Annotated in this window: 17 protein-coding genes; 9 read left to right on the top strand and 8 right to left on the bottom strand. The window is 63.1% G+C overall.

Going from position 1 to position 14,753, the window contains the following annotated elements; all coding sequences use genetic code 11:
* The first annotated feature begins 4 nt into the window (after positions 1-4).
* Positions 5-985, top strand: coding sequence for an ABC transporter substrate-binding protein (locus DEVEQU_RS01530; protein WP_126148792.1), 981 nt, complete (start codon positions 5-7; stop codon positions 983-985).
* Positions 986-1,098: 113 nt separating this feature from the next.
* Here DEVEQU_RS01530 and DEVEQU_RS01525 read toward each other — a convergent pair whose 3' ends face one another.
* From DEVEQU_RS01525 to DEVEQU_RS01510, 5 genes are all read right to left on the bottom strand, one after another.
* The gene (locus DEVEQU_RS01525) at positions 1,099-1,305 is read right to left on the bottom strand and encodes a hypothetical protein (RefSeq protein WP_126148791.1); all 207 of its coding nucleotides are present in this window, start codon (positions 1,303-1,305) and stop codon (positions 1,099-1,101) included.
* A complete protein-coding gene (locus DEVEQU_RS19805; protein ID WP_164550195.1) occupies positions 1,292-1,441 on the bottom strand; it encodes a hypothetical protein in 150 nt (49 codons plus the stop codon). Before DEVEQU_RS19805 ends, DEVEQU_RS01525 begins: the two co-directional genes overlap by 14 nt.
* 62 nt (positions 1,442-1,503) lie before the next feature.
* Positions 1,504-2,070 carry a phosphonate metabolism protein/1,5-bisphosphokinase (PRPP-forming) PhnN gene (gene phnN, locus DEVEQU_RS01520; protein ID WP_164550194.1) on the bottom strand — a complete coding sequence of 189 codons (567 nt, stop codon included), beginning with the start codon at positions 2,068-2,070 and terminating at the stop codon, positions 1,504-1,506.
* On the bottom strand, positions 2,067-3,203 hold the full coding sequence (locus DEVEQU_RS01515; protein ID WP_126148789.1) for an alpha-D-ribose 1-methylphosphonate 5-triphosphate diphosphatase: 1,137 nt from the start codon (positions 3,201-3,203) through the stop codon (positions 2,067-2,069). Before DEVEQU_RS01515 ends, phnN begins: the two co-directional genes overlap by 4 nt.
* Positions 3,204-3,209: 6 nt before the next feature.
* Entirely contained in the window at positions 3,210-3,899 is a 690-nt protein-coding gene (locus DEVEQU_RS01510) for a DUF1045 domain-containing protein (protein ID WP_126148788.1), read from the bottom strand.
* A gap of 122 nt (positions 3,900-4,021) precedes the next feature.
* Here DEVEQU_RS01510 and DEVEQU_RS01505 point away from each other — a divergent pair, with 122 nt between their 5' ends.
* From DEVEQU_RS01505 to mbfA, 5 genes are all read left to right on the top strand, one after another.
* Positions 4,022-5,278: a glycerate kinase type-2 family protein gene (locus tag DEVEQU_RS01505; protein ID WP_126148787.1), complete on the top strand. Its 1,257-nt coding sequence runs from the start codon at positions 4,022-4,024 to the stop codon at positions 5,276-5,278.
* Between the two features lie 58 nt (positions 5,279-5,336).
* Entirely contained in the window at positions 5,337-5,699 is a 363-nt protein-coding gene (locus DEVEQU_RS01500; RefSeq protein WP_126148786.1) for a VOC family protein, read from the top strand.
* A gap of 85 nt (positions 5,700-5,784) precedes the next feature.
* Positions 5,785-6,723 (top strand): Gfo/Idh/MocA family protein, encoded by a 939-nt coding sequence (locus DEVEQU_RS01495; RefSeq protein WP_126148785.1) that lies wholly within the window; start codon positions 5,785-5,787, stop codon positions 6,721-6,723.
* 97 nt (positions 6,724-6,820) lie between these two features.
* A complete protein-coding gene (locus tag DEVEQU_RS01490) occupies positions 6,821-7,273 on the top strand; it encodes a hemerythrin domain-containing protein (RefSeq protein ID WP_126148784.1) in 453 nt (150 codons plus the stop codon).
* Between the two features lie 80 nt (positions 7,274-7,353).
* On the top strand, positions 7,354-8,334 hold the full coding sequence (mbfA, locus tag DEVEQU_RS01485) for an iron exporter MbfA (protein ID WP_126148783.1): 981 nt from the start codon (positions 7,354-7,356) through the stop codon (positions 8,332-8,334).
* Between the two features lie 68 nt (positions 8,335-8,402).
* On the opposite strand, the gene lepA is transcribed toward mbfA, so the two are convergent.
* Positions 8,403-10,208 carry a translation elongation factor 4 gene (lepA, locus tag DEVEQU_RS01480; protein WP_126148782.1) on the bottom strand — a complete coding sequence of 602 codons (1,806 nt, stop codon included), beginning with the start codon at positions 10,206-10,208 and terminating at the stop codon, positions 8,403-8,405.
* A 92-nt stretch (positions 10,209-10,300) separates the two neighbouring features.
* Between lepA and DEVEQU_RS01475 the strand changes: the two genes are divergently transcribed.
* Positions 10,301-11,224, top strand: coding sequence for an extensin-like domain-containing protein (locus DEVEQU_RS01475; protein ID WP_126148781.1), 924 nt, complete (start codon positions 10,301-10,303; stop codon positions 11,222-11,224).
* 7 nt (positions 11,225-11,231) lie between these two features.
* Here the strand turns inward: DEVEQU_RS01475 and DEVEQU_RS01470 are convergent, their stop codons facing one another.
* Positions 11,232-11,630, bottom strand: a complete 399-nt coding sequence (locus tag DEVEQU_RS01470) for a hypothetical protein (protein ID WP_126148780.1) — start codon at positions 11,628-11,630, stop codon at positions 11,232-11,234.
* A 315-nt stretch (positions 11,631-11,945) separates the two neighbouring features.
* On the opposite strand from DEVEQU_RS01470, the gene DEVEQU_RS01465 reads away from it, so the two are divergent.
* Entirely contained in the window at positions 11,946-12,866 is a 921-nt protein-coding gene (locus tag DEVEQU_RS01465) for a LysR substrate-binding domain-containing protein (RefSeq protein WP_126148779.1), read from the top strand.
* Between the two features lie 17 nt (positions 12,867-12,883).
* On the opposite strand, the gene DEVEQU_RS01460 is transcribed toward DEVEQU_RS01465, so the two are convergent.
* On the bottom strand, positions 12,884-13,324 hold the full coding sequence (locus DEVEQU_RS01460) for an Lrp/AsnC family transcriptional regulator (RefSeq protein ID WP_126148916.1): 441 nt from the start codon (positions 13,322-13,324) through the stop codon (positions 12,884-12,886).
* Between the two features lie 169 nt (positions 13,325-13,493).
* On the opposite strand from DEVEQU_RS01460, the gene DEVEQU_RS01455 reads away from it, so the two are divergent.
* Positions 13,494-14,744: a D-amino acid dehydrogenase gene (locus DEVEQU_RS01455; RefSeq protein ID WP_126148778.1), complete on the top strand. Its 1,251-nt coding sequence runs from the start codon at positions 13,494-13,496 to the stop codon at positions 14,742-14,744.
* Positions 14,745-14,753 lie beyond the last annotated feature (9 nt).

Genomic DNA, 14,753 nt, shown 5'->3' with positions numbered 1-14,753 from the left:
GACAATGAAGAAACTGATCACAGGGTTGATGGCCGGCACGTTGCTCCTCAGCGGCGCTGCCAGCGCACTGGCTGCCGATGCGCTGACGCTGCAGCTCAAATGGGTGACCCAGGCGCAGTTCGCCGGCTATCTCGTCGCCGAAGCCAAGGGCTTTTACGATGAGGAAGACCTCGACATCACCATCCTTCCGGGCGGCCCCAATATCGCCCCCGAACAGGTGATCGCCGGCGGTGGCGCCGACATCATCGTCACCTGGATGGCGGCTGGCATGGCGGCCCGCGAAAGCGGCGTGCCGCTGGTCAATATCGCCCAGCCCTTCAAGCGCTCGGGTCTGATGATGATCTGCCCGACCGAAACCGGCATCAAGTCGGAGGCCGATTTCCCGGGCCACACGCTGGGCGTCTGGTTCTTCGGCAATGAATATCCGTTCTTTGCCTGGATGAACAAGCTGGGCCTCAAGACCGATGGCTCGGAAGGTGGCGTCACCGTGCTGCAGCAGAGCTTCGACATCCAGCCGATGATCCAGGGCCAGGCGGACTGTATCTCGGTGATGACCTATAACGAATATGGCCAGGCGCTCGATGCAGGCTATGGCCCGGATAATCTGACCATCTTCAACTATACCGAAATGGGCAATGACCTGCTCGAAGACGGTCTCTATGTGATGGAAGACAGCCTCAAGGACCCGGCCAAGGTCGATGCCTATACCCGTTTCGTACGCGCCTCGATGAAGGGCTGGGCCTATGCGCTCGAAAACCCCGATGAAGCCGCAGAAATCGTGGTCGAGGCCGACGATACCGGCGCCGCCGAACTGGCGCACCAGCGCTATATGGTGGGCGAGGTCTCCAAGCTCGTCGATGCCGACGATGCTGCACTCGACATGGCCACCTATGACCGCACTGTGAAGGCCCTGCTGGACCAGAGCATCATCAAGGCCAACCCTGAAGGCGCCTATACCACTGTTGTCACCGACGGCCTGAAGTAAGCGCTGCCAAAAACCCCGACAGGGGACCTAAAACACCAGCGGGCGGGGTGCAAACCCCGCCCGTTTCCATTTGGTCCCATGCCTGGCGCTATGCCCACGCCCCCAAACCCAAATCAGTCGTCATTGGTGGCGTTGAGTTCAGACGGCCGCTTGCCTTCAGAGACAGTCACCGGCGCACTCAGGGTGGTTTCAACGGCTTCGGCCAAGGCCATGACGTCGATCCGGGACGCACCCGCCTGCGCCTGGCGATCAATTTCCTCGCTCAGTGCCTGGCGAATGATGTCGAGGCGGGCGGGGTCATTGGGATTAACCGTTTCCATCGATCGAGACCCCCTGCTCATCGACACGGATCTCAACGCCCGGGCGGGCCTGCTGCTGCTGGTAGCTGTAAATGCCGAAGCCGACGATGGCGATCAACAGGATCGCGATCACTGCATAAAGACCGTTACGGGACATAAAAACTCCTGACGCTGGTTTGACGCTGGTCGAGATGACCAACGCGCGGCCGACAAAAGGGTTCAATCCTGGGCGATGGCGCGCAGGGCCATAACCAGAGCGGTGACCCCGATAGCGACGGAGCTGGAATTGTCGATGACAATGGGGCTGACATCGGCGGGCATTGCGGCGCCTTCGCGGGCGAGGCGGGCGGCAATCTGGTCGCGGTTTTCGCGCCCACGTCGCGCCAAGCGTTCGGCGCGCAGCGATATCTCGGCCGAAATCTGCACCACACGGCACATGGGATAGCGCGCGATGGCGGCCGGAATGACGTGGCGGGAAATATTGGCGATTACCACCCGGCCCAGGGTCAGGTCGGTGTCGACTGACATGGGCAGGGCATAATTGAGGCCATGGGCATCCCAGCACAGCGCGAAACGACCCGAGGCCTTGCCGAGGGCAAATTCCACGGGGTCGATGCTGATATGATCCTCAAGGTCGACATCGGTCGGCCGGGTAACCAGGCGCCGGACGAAACTGAAGCGCTTGTCGCCATCGAGCGCATGGCGGGCACCCGTGATCAGCGTATCCTTACCGACCCCAGAAGGGCCGACAATCAGAACCAGAACCCCCGGCGGTCTTTCGCTCAACTGACCCGCTGCCCTTCCCGCCACACGCCGCGCACCACGGGCAGCGGCCCCTGCTCCGAGACCCGCACCAGATCGGCCCGCTTGCCCAGGGCGATCTCGCCCCGGTCGGTCAGGCCGGCGGCGCGCGCCGGATTAGACGTCACGGTAGCCAAGGCCTGCGGCAGGTCAAGGCCCTCGACACGCTTTGGCATGAGGAAGACGGCTTGCAGTAGCGCAAAGGGGACGTAGTCGGAGCTCAGAATATCGAGAAGGCCGGCAGCGACGAGGTCGGTGGCCGAGATATTGCCAGAATGCGAGCGCCCACGCACCACATTGGGGGCGCCCATGAGAATGGCGAGTCCCGCATCGTGGGCGGCCGAGGCCGCTTCGAGCGTGGTGGGAAATTCGGCAATGGCAACGCCGTCCTCGGCCGCTTCCTCGACATGAGCGAGGGTGGCGTCGTCATGGCTGGCGAGGGCCAGACCAAGCTCGTGGGCGCGGGCAACAATGGCCTTGCGATTGGCGTTCGAATACTGGTCGTGCTCGGCCTGGCGGGCGTTGAGATAGGCCTGCAATTCCGCGTCGGAGCGGCCCATCTGCTTGGCATAGAAGCGCTTGTAGTCTTCGAGCGAGCGGAACTGGCGCTGGCCGGGCGTGTGGTCCATGACCGAGGCCAGGCGGGTCGAGGGATGGTTGGCCAGCGCGTCGAAATGGGCGACGACGTCGTGGCTGGGCAATTCGCAGCGCAGATGGATGAAATGCTCCGCACGGGTCCAGCCGCCCGCGACGCCGGCGCGGATGGCGTCAACGAGCTTTTTGGCATGGTCGAGCATGTCGGGCAGATCATTGTCCGAACCGATACGCACCGCGTCGAAGACCGTGGTGATGCCGGAGCCGGCCACTTGTGCATCATGAGCATGCAGGGCCGCCAGCGGGTCCCAGAACACGCCCGGGCGCGGGCGGTAGTGGTTCTCGAGATGGTCGGTGTGCAGTTCCACGAGTCCGGGAATGACATAGTCCCCACCCATATCCTCGCCGGTGCGGGACACGCCGAAGTCGATGGCGCTGATCTGCCCCTTGTCGATCACGAGGCTCCCCTCAACGATCTCGTCGGCGAGCACGATGCGGGCGTTGGTGAGGATGGTTTGCGACACTTGTAATCAGGCTCCGAGGCGGAAATCGTCGAGACGGCGGAAGGGGCGCCCACTATCGGGCTCATGGTAGAGGACCAGACGGTCAATGGTGACGGCATCGCCGAGAAGCGGGCCAAACCAGGTATTGGCTGCGGCAGACAGATCGTGGTGATCATCCTCGGCGAGCCGGTCGGTGAGGGTCATGTGGAAGCGGAATTGGTCGAAGACATAGGGGTAGCCATAGGCTTCGAGCAATTCCTTCTGGCGCGGGCTGAGGCCAGCGGCGCGACGGGCAGCCTTGTCCCGGTCTGAAAGCGGCGCGCGGAAAGGGTCGAATGTTTCCACGACGTCGGCGGCAAAATCCTGCAGGGTCTCGTTTTCGGTTTCGGGCACCAGCGCCAGAAAACCATGTAGTGAGGCGAGACGTAGGCGGCCAATGGAGAACGCAGACTGTCGAGCGGCGAAATCGGCGAGCGCTGTGCGCAGGCCTTCGGCGGTTTCCCCATCGGCCAAGGCCATGGGCGGCTTGATGGTGGCGTGGAAGCCATAACGGCTGGCCGACTGGGTGAGATTGAGCAACCGCGTGCGCTCGATGCCGGCGACGGCACCCTCGAAGAATTCGCCACTGGCCGAATCGCGGCCCAGCCAGGCGCTCGCCCGGTCCCAGAGCCCGCTGGTCGTATCAGGGGCGTAGTAGATGGCGAATCTCTGCGTCATGGGCACTCCTTGGCTTGCCGCTAGTGGACTTATGTGACGAGGGTTTGACAAGCCGCAATGGCTGGACAAATGCAGGTGGGGTGGCCAAAAGGGTCGCCGCAATCTCCCCGAGGGCAAGACGGATGATGGATCGCGCGCTGCTGCACAAGCTGTTTGTTGAGGCCGTCGCCAAGGCGCAGCCGGCGCTGGCGGTCGAGCGGCACCTGCCCGAGCCCCCGATTGGCCGTACCATCGTCATCGGCGCCGGCAAGGCCTCGGCACAGATGGCGCGGGCCTTCGAACGGGCCTGGCCGGGCGCGATCGAAGGCCTGATCGTCACCCGCTATGGCTATGGCGAGGCTTGCCAGCGGATCGAGGTGGTCGAAGCCGCTCATCCCGTGCCTGATGCCGCCGGGTTGGCAGCGGCTGAACGGCTCAAGGCGCTGGTGAGCGGGCTCACTGAAGACGATCTGGTGGTGGCGCTGATCTCGGGCGGAGGGTCGTCACTGCTGCCGGCACCCGCCCGTGGCCTGACGCTGGAGGACGAGCAGGCGGTCAATCGGGCACTGCTCGCCTCCGGTGCCCCGATCGGGGTGATGAACCTTATTCGCAACCAGTTTTCGACCATCAAGGGCGGGCGACTGGCGGCATTGGCGGCGCCGGCGCGGGTGGTAACGCTGGTGGTGTCCGATGTGCCCGGCGACGATCCGGCATTGGTCGCGTCCGGCCCGACCCTGCCACTCCGCGGTGGGCGCGCTGAGGCTCGCCGCCTTGCCGCGCTCTACCGGCTTGAGCTGCCCGAGGCTGCTGCGCGGCTCCTGGCCAGCGACGAGAATTTGCCGCCCGAGGCCACCGACCCGGTCTTTTCCCGCAATAGGGTCGCCACCATTGCCTCGGCGGCGCTGTCGCTGGAAGCAGCGGCGGCGATGGCGCGCGCCCATGGGGTCGAGGCGGCTATTTTGTCCGACGCAATCGAGGGCGAAGCGCGCGACGTGGCGCAGGTGCATGCCGCAATCGCCCGCGAAATCGTCCAGCGCAATCGCCCCTTCCCCAGGCCGGTGGTGCTGCTATCGGGCGGGGAGACGACGGTGACGTTGCGCGGAAGCGGGCGCGGTGGGCGCAATGGCGAGTTCCTGCTGGCGCTGGCCATCGCTCTGGACGGCGTCGAAGGGGTCACGGCACTGGCCGGGGACACAGACGGCATCGACGGGTCGGAGGACAATGCTGGTGCCTATGTCGATGGCACCTCGGCGCAGCGGCTGCGTGAGGCAGGAATCGACCCGCTGGCCGCGCTGGCCGACAACGATGCCTATGGCGCGTTCGAGGCGATTGGCGATCTGTTGATGAGCGGCCCGACCGGCACCAATGTCAACGACTTCCGGGCGATCCTCATCCGCTGAATTGTCAGATGCTCCCGCCCAGATCGTGTCATAGTGCGGTCCTCAACGGGAGGCCAGCATGGCGACGGTGACGGGGATTGGCGGCTTTTTCTTTCGGGCGCGGGACAAGGCGGCACTGGCTGACTGGTACGAGACGCATCTGGGCGTGAGCGAGCTTTTTACCCAGGAGGCGGGACTGACGGTCTTCGCGCCGTTCAAGCAAGACACCGACTATTTTCCCGCTGACAAGCAATGGATGATCAATTTCCGTGTCGATGATCTCGACGCCATGATGGCGCAGCTGCGCTCTGCCGGCATCGCTGTCGAGACCAGGCCGGAGGAATGGGACAGCGCCGAAACCGGCCGCTTCGCACGCATCCATGACCCCGAGGGCAACCAGATCGAGCTGTGGCAGCCAGCAGCCGACGGCGCAGCCGCATAAAAATCATACTTATCCCCGTTTGAGGCCTTGGCAGAGTGGGGCAAGACCTGCTCTATAGCACCGCCTCAAACGTGGGAGTTCCGGCATGGCCAAGCGCAAAATCGCGGTAATCGGGGTGGGCAAGATTGCCCAGGATCAGCATTTGCCGGTGATCAATGCGTCTGATGATTTCGAGCTGGCTGCGACCGTCTCGACGCGCGGCGTCGGCCATGGAGGCGTGCCGGTGTTCAAGACGCCGGGCGCGCTCTATGCCGCCATGCCCGAGATCGGTCTCGTCTCCATCTGCACCCCACCGGGCGTGCGCCATGCCTATGTCCGCGAAGCGCTAGCCGCAGGCAAGGATGTGATGATGGAAAAGCCGCCCACGACGACAATTTCGGAACTGGACGACCTGATCGCCGAGGCGGCGAAGCGTGGTCGGGTGCTGTTCCAGACCTGGCACAGTCAGTACAACGCGGCCGTTGACCGGACCAAGTCGATCCTTGCCGAGGAAGGGGTCAAGTCGGCCCGTATCGACTGGCGCGAGAGCGTGCGCAAATGGCATCCGGGCCAGGACTGGGTGTGGGAGCCGGGTGGGTTCGGTGTCTGCGATCCGGGGATCAATGCCTTTTCCATCTTCACCAAGGTGATGCCGTTCCCGGTCTTCGTCGAGAGCGCTGCGCTCACCTTCCCGGCCAACAAGCAGACCCCCGTGGATGTCGATATCCGCTTCAAGTCTGCCGAGGCGCACAAGCCCGATTTGAGCTGCGGCTTCAACTGGCTGGAAGAAAGCGGAGAAATCTGGACCATTCGCTTCGAGACCAACAAGGGCAACGAGATCAAGCTCGAGCATGGTGGGCGCAAGCTGAGCATCAATGGCGAACTGGTGCTAGAGCATGGTGACCGCGAATATGCCGGTATTTACGAGCGGTTCGCCAGCCTGCTCAATGCGCATCAAAGTGATGTCGATGCCGCCCCGCTGCGGCTGATGAGCGATGTGTTCCTGATGGGCGCCCGAGCAAACGGTCCGGAGTTTCACTGGTAGGCACAGCCGCTCGGTCTTGACTTAGGTCAAGGCCAGCTTCGCCAAACGCGTCTAAATCTGCACCATGCCGGCCTCTGGCCGCGGGTGGAGACTTCCTATGCTGGACAAATTGGCCAGGACGCGCCTCGGCGCCGTTGACCAGAACCATGCGGCTGAGCTCGAACTCTGCCGTGTGCTCGAAGAGATTGCCGACGCCCTGCCGGACGAGGTCGATGCGGCGCTGTGCATCGACGCCGCCAAGGGCCTCGAAACGGTGATGGCGGCCAGCGCCAAGAGCTATCGCGAGCAACTGGAACCCGCCATGGAAGCCAATGGCGGCCTGCATCTGCTCGACCTCAATGCCATGCTGGCGCGCCTGCGGCGTGAAAGCCAGCTCGACATCGATCATGCCGAGGAATTGCAGGAGCTGCTGAGTGCAGCGGCTCAGCGGCGGCAGCCCGTTTCCGCCGAGGCACTGGGCTATATGCTGCGCGGATTTTTTGACAGCCGCCGGCGGCGCATCGCGCTGGAGCAGGAACTGCTTGCCGCCCTGCGGCTGGAGGCGACCTGATCAGTTTCAGCTGGGGCTTGCGCTTAGATTAGAATGGTTCTAACTATTTTTTAGAACCATTCTAATCTTGTGAGCCGCCTATGCTTTCCTTCTGGACCGACAACCGTCGTGACTTCGCCACCCTGTCTGAACGCGAGATCCTGTCGCTGGCCATTGCGGCTGAAGAAGAGGATGGGCGCATTTACTCGGAATATGCCGCCCGGCTGGGCGAGACTTATCCCGGTTCGGCCGCCTTGTTCGAGGGCATGGCCGCCGAAGAGGACGAGCATCGCCGGCGCCTGCTCGATCTCTATGTGGCGCGTTTCGGCACAAGGCTGGTGCCGATCCGGCGCGAACACGTGCGCGGTTTTCTCGCCCGCAAGCCATTATGGCTGCAAAAGACCCTGACGCTCGAACAGGCGCGCCAGCAGGTGTGGGAGATGGAGGAAGGCGCCTGGCGCTTCTATCTCGAGGCAGCCAAGCAGGTCACCGATGCCGGCATTCGCAAGCTCCTGGGCGATCTGGCGATGGCCGAGAAGGGCCATGCGGCGCGCGCGGACCAGATCGATGAGGCGGTGTTGGGTGAGGCCGGGCGGGAGACCGAAAAGGGCGAGGCGCACCGCCAGTTCGTTTTGACCTATGTGCAGCCGGGCCTTGCCGGATTGATGGACGGCTCGGTGTCGACGCTGGCGCCGGTCTTTGCCGCCGCCTTTGCGACCGGCGACACGCACCAGACTTTTCTCGTGGGCCTTGCGGCTGCCATCGGCGCGGGCATTTCCATGGGCTTTACCGAGGCGGCTTCCGACGATGGCAAGCTGACCGGGCGCGGCTCGCCGATCAAGCGGGGCTTCGCCGCCGGGATCATGACTGCCGTGGGCGGACTGGGCCATGCCCTGCCCTATCTCATTCGGGATTTCACCATTGCCACCACGGTGGCGGTGATCGTCGTGCTGATCGAGCTCTGGGCCATCGCCTTCATCCAGCAGCGCTTCATGCAGACCCCGTTCTGGCGGGCGGTGCTGCAGGTGGTGCTGGGCGGTTCACTGGTCTTCGCTGCCGGCATTCTTATCGGCAGCGCCTAGAACAGAAATCAAAAGCCCTCGGGTCATCCCCGAGGGCTATCCTGCGGCTCAACACGAGCGACCAGGGATCAGTCGTCGCCCATCTTGAGGGCCTTGATGAAGGCTTCTTGCGGAATGTTGACATTGCCGTACTGGCGCATCTTGGCCTTGCCCTTTTTCTGCTTGTCCAAGAGCTTGCGCTTGCGGGTGGCGTCGCCACCATAGCACTTGGCCGTCACGTCCTTGCGCATGGCGCGGACGGTTTCGCGGGCAATGATCTTGCCACCGATGGCGGCCTGAATCGGAATGACGAACAGATGCGGCGGGATCAGCTCCTTGAGCTTTTCGCACATCTGCCGCCCGCGCGATTCAGCCACCGAACGGTGAACCAGCATGGCCAGCGCATCGACGGGCTCGGCATTGACCAGAACCGTCAGCTTCACCAGGTCGCCAGTGCGGTGGGTGTCGAGTTTATAGTCGAAGCTGGCATAGCCCTTGGAGATCGACTTCAGGCGGTCGTAGAAGTCGAACACGACTTCATTGAGCGGCAAGTCGTATTCCACTAGAGCGCGGGAGCCGACATAGGAGAGGTTGTTCTGGATGCCGCGCCGGTCTTGGCAGAGTTTCAGGATAGCGCCGAGATATTCGTCGGGCGTCAGGATCGTGGCTTTGATCCAGGGCTCGCGGATTTCCTCGATCTTCATTACGTCCGGCAGGTCCGCCGGATTGTGCAGCATCAGGGTTTCGCCATTGGTCAATTCGACCTCGTAGACCACCGATGGCGCGGTGGCGATGAGATCGAGATCGAATTCTCTGGAGAGACGCTCCTGGATGATCTCGAGGTGCAAAAGCCCCAGGAACCCGCAGCGGAAGCCAAAGCCCAGCGCTGCCGAGGTTTCCATTTCGAACGAGAAGCTGGCATCGTTGAGACGCAGCTTGCCCATGGCCGCGCGCAGTTCGTCGAAGTCCGAGGCATCGACCGGGAAGAGACCACAGAACACCACCGGCTGGGCCGGGCGGAAGTCGGGCAGCGGCTGGGCCGTAGGCTTTCGATCGTCGGTGATGGTGTCGCCGACATTGGTATCGGCGACTTCCTTGATCGAGGCGGTGAAGACGCCAAGCTCGCCGGGCGTGAGTTCACCCACTTCCACCAGCTTGGGGGTCTGCACGGCGACACGGTCGAGCTCATAGACAGCGCCCGAGGCCATCATGCGGATGCGCTGGCCCTTCTTCATCACCCCATCGATGATGCGGACCAGAACCACGACGCCAAGATAGGTATCGTACCAGCTGTCGACGAGAAGCGCCTTGAGCGGCGCATCGATATCGCCCTTGGGCGCTGGGAGGCGCGTCACGATTGCCTCAAGCACCTTGTCGATGCCCAAGCCAGTCTTGGCGGAGATCTCCACGGCGTCGGAGGCATCGATGCCAATGACATCCTCGATCTGCGCCTTGACGCGCGGAATGTCGGCAGCCGGCAGGTCGACCTTGTTGAGCACCGGCACGATCTCGTGATTGGCATCCAGCGCGTGATAGACGTTGGCGAGGGTCTGCGCCTCGACGCCCTGGGACGCATCTACGACCAGGAGCGAGCCTTCCACGGCGGCCATGGAGCGGGAGACTTCATAGGCGAAGTCGACGTGACCGGGCGTGTCGATGAGGTTGAGCACGTAGTTCTCGCCGTCCTGCGCTTTATAATTGAGCCGAACGGTCTGGGCCTTGATGGTAATGCCGCGCTCGCGCTCGATATCCATCGAGTCGAGGACCTGTTCCTTCATCTCACGCAGGTCGAGCCCGCCTGTCAGCTGGATCAGGCGGTCGGCGAGCGTGGATTTGCCATGGTCGATATGGGCGACGATGGAAAAATTGCGGATATTCTTGAGCGGCGTGGTCATGGGGCGCTGATAGCAGAAGCGGAAGAGGCGAGAAAGATGGTTTCCACCGCGTTAAACGCAACGCAGCATGCCAGTGTGGCGTTGTGGACATCATGCGCACGACCCAGCTCATCGCCGCCAGTCTCGTCCTGCTCTCTTTGCCTATCACCGCTGGGCAGGCGCAGGATTTTCTGAAGCCGCTCGAGAATTTCGTGGAGGGCCTCACGCAGGGCGCTGCCCCCAAGCCCGCGCCTGTGACCAAGCCGGCGCCTCAGGCCGCGACCAAACCACAGGGGCCACCACCGCTGCCGCGCCCCCGGCCAGATTTTTCCGAGACCAATGAGGGGGAAGCGTTGCTGGAAACGGCAGCCCCTAAAGACGAGGAGGCCGAGCCTACGCCGAAAGCGGCTCCCGAGACCTCCGATATCGAGCCAGTCACTACAAAGCCTCAGCCGGAGCGGCCGACCGAGCCCGAGCGCATCTACCAGACCGCCTGCCCTGCTCTTTTGAGTGGCAAGGTGATCGGAGAGATGATGGAGCCGATTGCCGACGGCATATGCGGGGAGCGGTCGCCACTTTCGGTAACGGCTCTGGTGCTCAATGGCAGGCAGGTCGCGGTGAGCAGTGCAATCGTCACCAATTGCGCCATGGCCGGCGCACTGGTGGACTGGGCGAGCCAAGTCGATGCCTATGCCACCGCGGCGCTCGATAGCGGGCTGGACAGCATCAATACCGGAACCAGCTTCGTGTGCCGCAACCGCAATGGCGGCGACGAGCGTTTTATCTCCGAACACGGCTTTGCCAATGCGGTGGATATAACCGGCTTTACCCTGGCGGATGGCCGCAACATTGCCCTCCCCGGCAACTGGCTTCCGGCCAGTGGCGCCGAGGGCAAGCTACTGCGTCAGGCGCACGGGGCAGCATGCGGACTGTTCACCACCGTGCTAGGCCCGGAAGCCAATGCCGAGCACAGGGATCACCTGCATCTTGACCTTGGCTGCCACGGCCGCACCTGTACGGCGCAAATCTGCGAATAAGTCGACGTCAGCGCTGGCCGGAATAGAGCGCCAGCACGGCATCGGCCTGCTGGCGGTCGGTGCTGGCATCGGCGCAATCGACGCCAGCCTTTTCGACATCTGCCCGCACGTCCTGGTAGGCCTCTTCACCCGCAGACTCGTTGAGACCGAGGCCGGCTTCGAGCTGACGGCGATGGGCGGACATATTGGTGCTCGCCGGCTCGACCGGCGGCACCGCACAGATATCAAGCGTAGCCTGGGTGGCATAAAGACCCATCAATAGCGACGCCGATTTCGGCTGCACCGTAAGGCTGGCACGCGGGTCGATGGTGACTTCACCCTGCGAGGCAGGCTGGGGCGCGTCCTGGGCTAGGGCGGGGGCTACAGCCATAAGGCCGACAAGAAGAGCAAGGGTAATGCGCGACATGAATTGCGGGGTCCGTGGAAATCGACTGGCCCCGCTCTAGCCCGGCTTTGTGGCTTCAGCGCGGCATACAGTCGGTCACAGGGTGGTGAACCGGCAAGTCCGCCCAATCGCGCAGCGTCATGCAATCGGGGTGGGTAACAAGGGTTTTGGGCTGAGGCCGGGCAACAAAGTTGAGGCCCAGCCGGCGCCACAGCGCGGCCAAGGGGGACATGATTTTCTCCAGAGACTGGGAAGTGGTTGATGTTGAGGCTGTTGTGCGCCGATCCACTCAAGGGGACAATGGACAAGGTTTTGGCGCGGGTTTAGAAAAACTATATGAGCAAGGCCTTCCCCATTCCCCTCAATGCACTGCGCGCCATCGAAATCGTGGCACGGCGCGGCGCCCTGGCGCCAGCTGCAGAGGAACTCGGCGTCACCGTCGGTGCCGTGAGCCAGCATTTGCGGCGGGCCGAAGAGCGCCTGGGCATGGAGCTATTCGCCCGCACACCGCAGGGTCTTCGGCCATTGCCGGCCCTGGCCGAGGTGCTGCCGCAGCTGTCGGCCGGCTTTGCCGCCTTGCAGGGAGGACTGAGCACGCTGACCGGCGCCCAGGATGGCGTGATCAATGTCACGGTTGGTAGCGTCTTTGCCTCGCGCTGGCTGATCTGGCGGGTGCACAAATTCTCCGATCGGCACCGGGGGCTGGAGGTGCGGTTACGCGTCACCGCCGAAATGCTCGACCTCACCCAGCCCGATATCGACTGCGCCATTCGCTATGGCGATGGCGATTGGTCCGGAATCAATGCCAGCCTGATCGGCGGACAGGACTACCAGCCGGTATGCGCACCGGAATTTCTGCAGCGCTGGAAAAGTCTTGATGACTTGAGCCGCGTGCCGGTGATAGAAGATCGCACCAGCATGCTCGATTGGCCCGCCTGGCTCAGCGACATGGGCCGCGATCCGGCAACAAAGCTCACCGGCCCGGTCTATTCGGATGCTTCGCTGGCTTTCGACGCGGCTATTTCCGGCCAGGGCCTGTTCCTGGCTGCCGACATGATGAGCGCCGACCCTGTCAGCGACGGACGGTTGCTGCGGCCCTTCGCACACCCTTTCAAAGGCGAGCTCGGCTATTATCTGGCGACCGCCAAGGGTCGGCGCGACAGCCCAAAGCTGGCGCTGTTCCGCGCCTGGCTGGCCGAAGAGGTGCCAGCGAGCGCCTGCGGCTATGTCAACCAACTGGCCAGCAAGCAAAGTTGAACTGGCCGATCAGACGTTCAGCGGATGACCCGGCGGATGGCGAAATTGGAGCGGATGCGCGCTACATGCGGCAGGCGTGACAGGGTTTCGGCGTGGACGCGCTCATAGCCGCCCATGCCGTCCGTCTCCACCACCAGCCAATAGTCGACTTCCCCGCCCATAAGGAAGCATTCCCGCACCTGTGGACATTTGCGCACCGCCGCCTCGAATTTGCGCATGCAGTCTTCAGTCTGCTTTTCCAGCGTGATCTGCACCACGATGGTGGCACGGTCGTCTTCATCACCATCATCGATGAGGGCGGTATAGCCACGAATGACACCATTGGCCTCAAGCAGATGCAACCGCCGCAGGCAAGCCGAAGGCGACAGCCCCACCGCCTGGGCGAGGTTGGCATTGCTCATGCGTCCATCCTGGCGGAGCAATTGCAGGATGTGATTGTCGATACCGTCGCGCTGCATGGCGAAACTATCAATCTGCGCGCAGAAAATTTCAATAGCCCGCACAAGGCCGCACGCCATTGCGTGGAATGGCGAGAAATTCGAACGATCCGCCATTATCCTGAGCCAATGAGGATGGCTGGAGGTTGAGGGATTTCCAACAGGCATCCGGAAACATAAAGGGACAGGCATGCGGATCGTGGTTCTCGGCGCCGGCGTGATCGGGGTCACGACGGCCTATTATTTGGCCAAAGCTGGGCACGAGGTCGAGGTGATCGAGCGCCAGGGCGGTGCGGGGCTTGAAACCAGCTTCGCCAATGCTGGCGAGCTCTCGTTTGGCTACACCTCGCCCTGGGCCGGACCGGGCATTCCAGCCAAGGCGGTGCGGTGGCTATTGATGCAGCACGCACCGCTCATCCTGCGCCCGAAGCCTGACCCCTATATGATCGCCTGGCTGTTGCAGATGCTGCGCAACTGCACCGCCGGGCGCTATGCCATCAACAAGGCGCGCATGGTGCGTGTCTCCGATTTCAGCCGCGAGACGCTGGCGGAATTGCGGGCGGAAACCGGCATCACCTATGACGGGCGCAAGCAGGGTACGCTGCAATTGTTCCGCAAGCAGGCCCAGATCGATGGCGCCGCCAAGGACATGGCGGTGCTGGCCGACTATGGCGTGCCGTTCGAAATGCTCGACCGCGCGGGCTGCGAAGCAGTGGAGCCCGGCTTGCGCAATTCCGATGCCGACATCCTGGGGGGTCTGCGCACCCCGGAAGACGAGACCGGCGACTGCCACATGTTCACCACGCGCCTTGCTGAAATTGCAACCGGATTGGGGGTCAATTTCCGTTATGGCGTCGATATTCAAGGCATCGATGTCGAGGGCGACAGGGTGGTGGGTGTCAGGACGGCGCAGGACAAGGTGAACGCCGATGCCTTTGTGCTGGCGCTGGGCAGCTATTCGCCGAGGCTGGCGCGGCAGGTCGGCATCAAGCTGCCGATCTATCCGGTCAAGGGTTATTCGATCACCGTACCGATCGAAGCGGTCGAGCGGGCGCCCGCATCCACCCTGCTCGACGAAAGCTACAAGATCGCGGTGACGCGGCTGGGCGATCGCATTCGGGTGGGCGGCATGGCCGAAATCTCCGGCTATAGCTACGACCTGCCGGAGCGGCGGCGCGAAACGCTGGCCTATTGCCTCAATTCGCTGTTTCCCGGCTCGGCCGACACGGCACGCGCCAATTTCTGGACTGGATTGCGGCCGATGACGCCCGATGGCACCCCCATTATCGGGCGGTCGAAAATCGACAACCTCTATATCAATAGCGGCCACGGCACGCTGGGCTGGACCATGGCCTGCGGCTCGGGCCGCGCCATTGCTGGCCTCGTATCAGGCACCGATCCCGGCATCGACATGACCGATCTGGGGCCGGAGCGGTATTGAGCGTCTGCT

Origin of the sequence: Devosia equisanguinis (assembly GCF_900631955.1) — a bacterium.
GTDB classification, from domain to species: Bacteria; Pseudomonadota; Alphaproteobacteria; order Rhizobiales; family Devosiaceae; genus Devosia; species Devosia equisanguinis.
The sequence above is the reverse complement of the archived record's forward strand: the minus strand, read 5'-3'. Positions and strand labels throughout refer to the sequence as shown.

Coding starts and splice junctions, on each gene's coding strand:
- DEVEQU_RS01525 (WP_126148791.1), bottom strand. CDS start 1,305: ATGGAAACGGTTAATCCCAATGACCCCGCCCGCCTCGACATCATTCGC.
- DEVEQU_RS01495 (WP_126148785.1), top strand. CDS start 5,785: ATGGCCAAGCGCAAAATCGCGGTAATCGGGGTGGGCAAGATTGCCCAG.
- DEVEQU_RS01455 (WP_126148778.1), top strand. CDS start 13,494: ATGCGGATCGTGGTTCTCGGCGCCGGCGTGATCGGGGTCACGACGGCC.
- DEVEQU_RS19805 (WP_164550195.1), bottom strand. CDS start 1,441: ATGTCCCGTAACGGTCTTTATGCAGTGATCGCGATCCTGTTGATCGCC.
- DEVEQU_RS01460 (WP_126148916.1), bottom strand. CDS start 13,324: ATGCAGCGCGACGGTATCGACAATCACATCCTGCAATTGCTCCGCCAG.
- DEVEQU_RS01510 (WP_126148788.1), bottom strand. CDS start 3,899: ATGACGCAGAGATTCGCCATCTACTACGCCCCTGATACGACCAGCGGG.
- DEVEQU_RS01500 (WP_126148786.1), top strand. CDS start 5,337: ATGGCGACGGTGACGGGGATTGGCGGCTTTTTCTTTCGGGCGCGGGAC.
- DEVEQU_RS01465 (WP_126148779.1), top strand. CDS start 11,946: ATGAGCAAGGCCTTCCCCATTCCCCTCAATGCACTGCGCGCCATCGAA.
- DEVEQU_RS01490 (WP_126148784.1), top strand. CDS start 6,821: ATGCTGGACAAATTGGCCAGGACGCGCCTCGGCGCCGTTGACCAGAAC.
- DEVEQU_RS01475 (WP_126148781.1), top strand. CDS start 10,301: ATGCGCACGACCCAGCTCATCGCCGCCAGTCTCGTCCTGCTCTCTTTG.
- DEVEQU_RS01505 (WP_126148787.1), top strand. CDS start 4,022: ATGATGGATCGCGCGCTGCTGCACAAGCTGTTTGTTGAGGCCGTCGCC.
- DEVEQU_RS01530 (WP_126148792.1), top strand. CDS start 5: ATGAAGAAACTGATCACAGGGTTGATGGCCGGCACGTTGCTCCTCAGC.
- mbfA (WP_126148783.1), top strand. CDS start 7,354: ATGCTTTCCTTCTGGACCGACAACCGTCGTGACTTCGCCACCCTGTCT.
- lepA (WP_126148782.1), bottom strand. CDS start 10,208: ATGACCACGCCGCTCAAGAATATCCGCAATTTTTCCATCGTCGCCCAT.
- DEVEQU_RS01470 (WP_126148780.1), bottom strand. CDS start 11,630: ATGTCGCGCATTACCCTTGCTCTTCTTGTCGGCCTTATGGCTGTAGCC.